The sequence below is a fragment of the Pseudomonas sp. TJI-51 genome, from assembly GCF_000190455.2.
Taxonomy (GTDB): domain Bacteria; phylum Pseudomonadota; class Gammaproteobacteria; order Pseudomonadales; family Pseudomonadaceae; genus Aquipseudomonas; species Aquipseudomonas juntendi.
In genome coordinates this window covers 1,897-7,033 of the sequence record NZ_AEWE02000107.1, presented here as the reverse complement: position 1 = coordinate 7,033, position 5,137 = coordinate 1,897, and the positions used below count along the sequence as shown (strand labels likewise).

At 63.1% G+C, this 5,137-nt stretch carries 6 protein-coding genes; all 6 read right to left on the bottom strand.

The genetic code is table 11. The features are described from left to right. Nucleotides 1–1,315 (bottom strand): response regulator (locus tag G1E_RS21170; RefSeq protein WP_047150083.1); only part of this gene is annotated, 1,315 nt, incomplete at its 3' end. Beyond that, nucleotides 1,305–2,153, bottom strand: a complete 849-nt coding sequence (locus tag G1E_RS21165) for a sensor histidine kinase KdpD (protein WP_009683495.1) — start codon at nt 2,151–2,153, stop codon at nt 1,305–1,307. The genes G1E_RS21170 and G1E_RS21165, both read right to left, overlap by 11 nt. Beyond that, the gene (locus G1E_RS21160; RefSeq protein ID WP_033690513.1) at nt 2,146–3,159 is read right to left on the bottom strand and encodes an ATP-binding protein; all 1,014 of its coding nucleotides are present in this window, start codon (nt 3,157–3,159) and stop codon (nt 2,146–2,148) included. Before G1E_RS21160 ends, G1E_RS21165 begins: the two co-directional genes overlap by 8 nt. Further along, entirely contained in the window at nt 3,156–3,560 is a 405-nt protein-coding gene (locus G1E_RS21155) for an anti-sigma regulatory factor (protein ID WP_009683493.1), read from the bottom strand. Before G1E_RS21155 ends, G1E_RS21160 begins: the two co-directional genes overlap by 4 nt. Then, entirely contained in the window at nt 3,557–3,919 is a 363-nt protein-coding gene (locus tag G1E_RS21150; protein WP_009683492.1) for an STAS domain-containing protein, read from the bottom strand. Before G1E_RS21150 ends, G1E_RS21155 begins: the two co-directional genes overlap by 4 nt. A 4-nt stretch (nt 3,920–3,923) precedes the next feature. After that, nucleotides 3,924–4,775, bottom strand: coding sequence for an STAS domain-containing protein (locus G1E_RS21145; protein WP_029885913.1), 852 nt, complete (start codon nt 4,773–4,775; stop codon nt 3,924–3,926). Nucleotides 4,776–5,137: the final 362 nt, after the last annotated feature.

Genomic DNA, 5,137 nt, shown 5'->3' with positions numbered 1-5,137 from the left:
CAATGTAATGGCCGTCCGCCAGGTCGGGGTTGCCCTGCGACCAGGTGGCTGCGGTGTTCACCCAGATCCGCCCGCCCTTGGCCAAGGCATCGCGCGCATTGATCACCAGGTTGAGCACCGCGCTCTCCAGTTGCACCGGGTCGACCAGGGCGATGGCCGGGTGGGTCGACAGGTCCAGGGTAAGCTGGATGCGCTCGCCGATGGTGCGGTTCAGCAGCTCTTCCAGCGAGCGTACATGCTGGTTGACGTCCACCGGGCGGGTATCCAGTGGCTGCTGGCGCGCGAAGGCCAGCAACCGATGGGTCAACGAGGCCGCGCTGGTGGCTGAACTGAGTGCGGCTTCGGCGTACCTGGGCACTTTCTCTATACGGTTTTCCGCCACCCGTTTGCAGATCAGTTCCAGGCTGGTGATGATGCCGGTGAGCAAATTGTTGAAATCGTGGGCAATGCCGCCGGTCAGGCTGCCCAGGGCATCCATTTTCTGCAGTTGCAGCAGTTGCGCTTCAGTGCGTTCGCGCACCGCCACTTCCCGCGCCAACTGGCTGGTGGCATCGTCCAGGCGGGCCAGGTGGGAGCGTTCCCGGTGGCGGTGCTCGGTGATGTCCTCGATGAACACCAGGCACAGCCCTGGCGCCTGGTAGGGCGACAGCTGCCACTCGGTTTCGCGTACATGCCCGTGCACCAGCATGCTCAGGGTGCCCTTCCAGCGCTCGCCAGCCGCCAGGTGCCGGCGCAGGTCGGCCAACGCTGGCTCCTGGCCGCTGGCAAAGCATTCCAGCAGTTGCGAGGGGTTGCTGTTTTCCTGGGTCAGGTGGCTGAACGCTTGGTTGCACTCGTGCACCTTGAACTCGGCGTCGAGCACCGCGATGGGCGCCGATACACCGGTAAATATCTCGCGAAAGCGCGCCTCGCTGCGGCGCAGGGCGCGCTCGGCATCCCGCACCCGCAACAGGGTACGCAAGGTTGCCAGCAACACATCCGGGTCTACCGGGTGCACCAGGTAAGCATCGGCGCCAGCGTTCAAGCCGGTGATGATGTCACCGCTCTGGATCGACGCGGCCGACACGTGAATCACCGGCAACAACGCCGTGCGGGCATCTTCGCGCAGCAACCGTACGACATCGAACCCGCTCATGTCGGGCAGGTTCACGTCCAGGATCAAGGCATCTATCTGCTCGTCGCGAATCAGCGCAAGGCCTTCACCGCCGGTGCCTGCCTCCAGTACTTCGTAGCCGTGCACTACCAGGCGCCGGCGCAGTGCGTAGCGGGTGGCGACGTTATCGTCCACAATCAGCAAGCGCACCTCAGGTTTCATCGGCGTTCTCCTGAGCCAGGGCCAGAGGAATCACCACGAAGAAGGTAGAGCCTTCCCCTGGTTCACTGTGCACCCCCACTTCGCCACCCAGCAGCATGGCAAAGCGCTTGCACAACGACAGGCCCAGACCAGTGCCGCGAAAGCGCTTCTGCAGTGGCGAATCTACCTGGGTGAAATCTTCGAACAACGTATCCAACAGCTCTGCTGCAATGCCAATGCCGGTATCACGGACGGCAAAGCGGATGCGGTCGTCGCCATACAGCTGGGCCGACACCCGCACCTCACCCTGGGCGGTGAACTTCAGCGCGTTGGAAATGAAATTGCGCAGAATCTGCGCGAGCTTCTTGTCATCGGTGTACAGCCGCGGCAGCCCTGTAGGCTCCTCGAAGATAAGGTCGACTGCAGTAGCGTCGACAATCGGCCGGAACATGCCGCGCAAGGCCGCGAACAGATCGAGCATGTCGAACCAGGCCGGCGAGATGCTGATGCGCCCGGCTTCGATCTTGGCAAGGTCGAGCAGGTCGTCGACCATGTCGGACAGCTCGCGGGTGGCGGTGCTGATAAAGGTGACCTGGCGGTGCTGTTCAGCCGACAGCGGCCCGTCGAGCTCGTCGGTAAGCAGGCCGGTGATGCTCAGGATCGAACCCAGCGGCGTGCGGAATTCGTGGCTCATGTACGACAGGAAGCGGCTTTTCAAGTCCGACGCCTGGCGCAGCTGTTCGGCCTGTATGTCCAACTCGGCGTACAGCGCCAGCACGCCCTGGTTGGTTTCTTCCAGTTCGGCACGCAGGGCATCGTTATCCGCCTGCAGCCGGGCAATTACCTCTGCATCAGCCATGCGCCGCCTCCAGGTCGATGACCAGCACGGTTACATCATCCCGGCCCCGGCAGAAGTCGCGGTGCAGCAATGCCGCGATCACGGCCGGGTGACGGTGCACCAGGCCAGGGTAATTCTCCAGATTCCAACGGGACTGCAGGCCGTCGCTGTACATGATCAACAGTTTTCCATTCGCTTGAGCGTAGTCAAATACCTGGGCTTTTCTATACTGGCCGCCAACGATACCGGGCAACGAAGCCAACCCACGCACCTGGGTGGCGCTCACCAGGCTGGCGCCGATATTGCCGATGCCGGCAAAACCGAGGTGGTCGCGGGCACCGTCATAGCGTGCTATCGCCACCGCGCCACCACGGCCGCCATTCATGGCCTGGTGCATGGCCTGCAATTGCTCCAACTGGCCGGCGAACGGGGCCTGGGCAAACACTGCCACGCCCGCGCTGGCTGCAGCCTGGGCATCCACACCGTGGCCCAGGCCGTCGATCACCAGGGCGCTGATACGCTGCCCTTCGATCGCCAGGTGCCAGGTATCGCCACAGGCGGGGTCGCCATGCAGGGCATGCTGGCTTACCCCCACGCGCAAGTCTGGCGCGTGGTCGCGCTGGGCATGCACGCGCGCCAGCACCACCGCGCCGCGCGCATCGGCGTACACATCGAATACCTGGGCCATGCGCGCCAAGGCACCCAGGCCGATACCCTGGGTGCCTGCGGTTGAATAACCATCGGTCAGGCAGGCCTGTGCATCAAAGCCCTGGGCACGGTCCGCCGTGAGCAGTTCAATGGCATAACCCCCGTGCTCACGGGGCAGCACCCGCAGGTGCAGTTCACCGCAGCCTGCATGCTTGAGCACGTTGCTGCACAGCTCGGTGGCCAGCAGCGCCACACGGCCGCAGTCCTCTTCGTCAAAGCCGTGCCGCTCGGCCAGCTTTTGTGCGGTACGCCGGGCGTGGCCAACATCGCTCGGGTCTGCCAGGCCCATCACCTGGGTCTGGCTGGCGAACAGGTTCATGCCCATCGGGTGATCGTCACGCGTGTGCCCTGCCCTGGCGCGGTGTCCAGTTCGAATTCATCGACCAGCCGCCGAGCGCCGGTCAGGCCCAGGCCCAGGCCACCGCCCGAGGTCCAGCCGTCAGTCAGCGCCAGCTTGATGTCGGGGATGCCGGGGCCCTCATCGCGGAACAACAGGCGCAAACCGGTGCGCCCGCCATCCTCCAGCACAGCCCAGTCCATGTCGCCACCACCGCCATACACCACCGTGTTGCGCGCCAGTTCACTGACTGCCGTCACCAGCTTGGTCAGGTCCACCAGGCGCATGCCGCATTCGCCGGCCAGCTTGCGCGCCAACTGACGCGCCAGTACCACATCCTGTTCGATTCGTACCGGTTGGCTGCCGCTTTCGCGCACATTCATTTTTGGCTCACACGTTGACGCAGCACTTGCATGCCACGCTCCACATTGAGTGCCGTGCTTACGCCCGGCAGGGTAAGGCCCAGTTCGACCAAGGTAATGGCCACGGCCGGCTGCATGCCGACCACCATGGTTTCGGCATCCAGAATGCGGGACAGGCCAGAAATGCTGGCGATCATCCGGCCGATGAACGAGTCGACCATGTCCAACGCGGAAATATCGATCAACACGCCCCGGGCCGAGGTACTGCTGATGCGCTCGGTCAGGTCTTCCTGCAGGGTCATCGCCAGCTGGTCGTGCATGTCGACCTGAATGGTCACGAGCAGGAACTCGCCCATTTGCAGGATCGGGATACGCTCCATGGGCTTACCCCTGCTTGCTGATGTCGCAGCCCAGGCGTGCAAGGGCTAGCTTGAGGGCGTCGGCCAGGCTGGCCTTGGTGGTCAGCGAGCCCAGGTCCAGCCCCAGGTGCACGATGGTCTGGGCGATTTGCGGGCGCACGCCACTGATGATGCAGTCGGCGCCCATCAGGCGGATGGCCGTGACGGTCTTCAGCAGGTGCTGGGCGACCAGGGTGTCGACGGTAGGCACACCGGTGATATCGATGATGGCAATTTCCGAGCCGGTGTCGACGATGCGTTGCAGCAGCGACTCCATGACCGTCTGGCTACGCTGCGAGTCCAGCGTACCGATCAGTGGCAGCGCCAGCACCCCGTCCCACAGTTTGACCACAGGGGTAGACAGCTCCAGCAGTTCTTCCTGCTGGCGCCTGATCACTTCCTCGCGGGTTTTCTGGAAAGCGCGGATGGTGTGCATACCCATGCCATCGAGCAGTTCCGACACCAGCCACAGTTGCTCGGCCAGGCGTGCCGGCTCGCTGCTGTACTGCGTTTGCAGCAAGCCGAACAGCGGCCCTTTCAAAGCGAAGATGAAGAACGCGGCCTGGTGCGAATCGTGGCCAAGCTGAGCCCGGCTGGCAGAAAGCTTCTCCAGGAACCGGCGCAACGCCTCCCACTCGCTGCCGGCCAGGTGGTTGCCGCCACCAGCGCGCAGGCCGTCCACCAGCAACTGCAGAAATTCCTGGGTTTCCTGTGCCAGTACCTGTTCTTTGATATTGCGCGTGGCGCCGTTGGTTTCGAGGCTGGCTATCCATTCCTCGCGCAGTTGCGCCTGGCTATGTTGGATAGCCTCCAACGTGCTGCCTTGCAGTGTTGCCATGTGCCTTCGCTCCAGTGGTGAAGGCCGGCGTCCCGATGAATGGCCGGCCTGCTGTGAATGACATTTGCCGGTTCGATTAGTTGTGCAGCGGGAAAAGATAATTGCATTAAGCCATTTAGGATAGCCCAACGGCTTCGGATTGCGGCAGCCTACTGCGAAACGGTTTTATAGGAATGCATACCATCACGGCATGACATCGATGCAACCTTGAACCGTACCTCATATTGCAAGTACCCGCCCGGTAATCGGCGGCGGGGCGGAGGCAAGATGCCCAAGGCGCTCGGAAACCGCCTGGCGCACTCGGTAGGCAACTCCAGCGCAAAAAAAAGGCACCTACCCATAGGTAATGCCTGTCAGTTAAG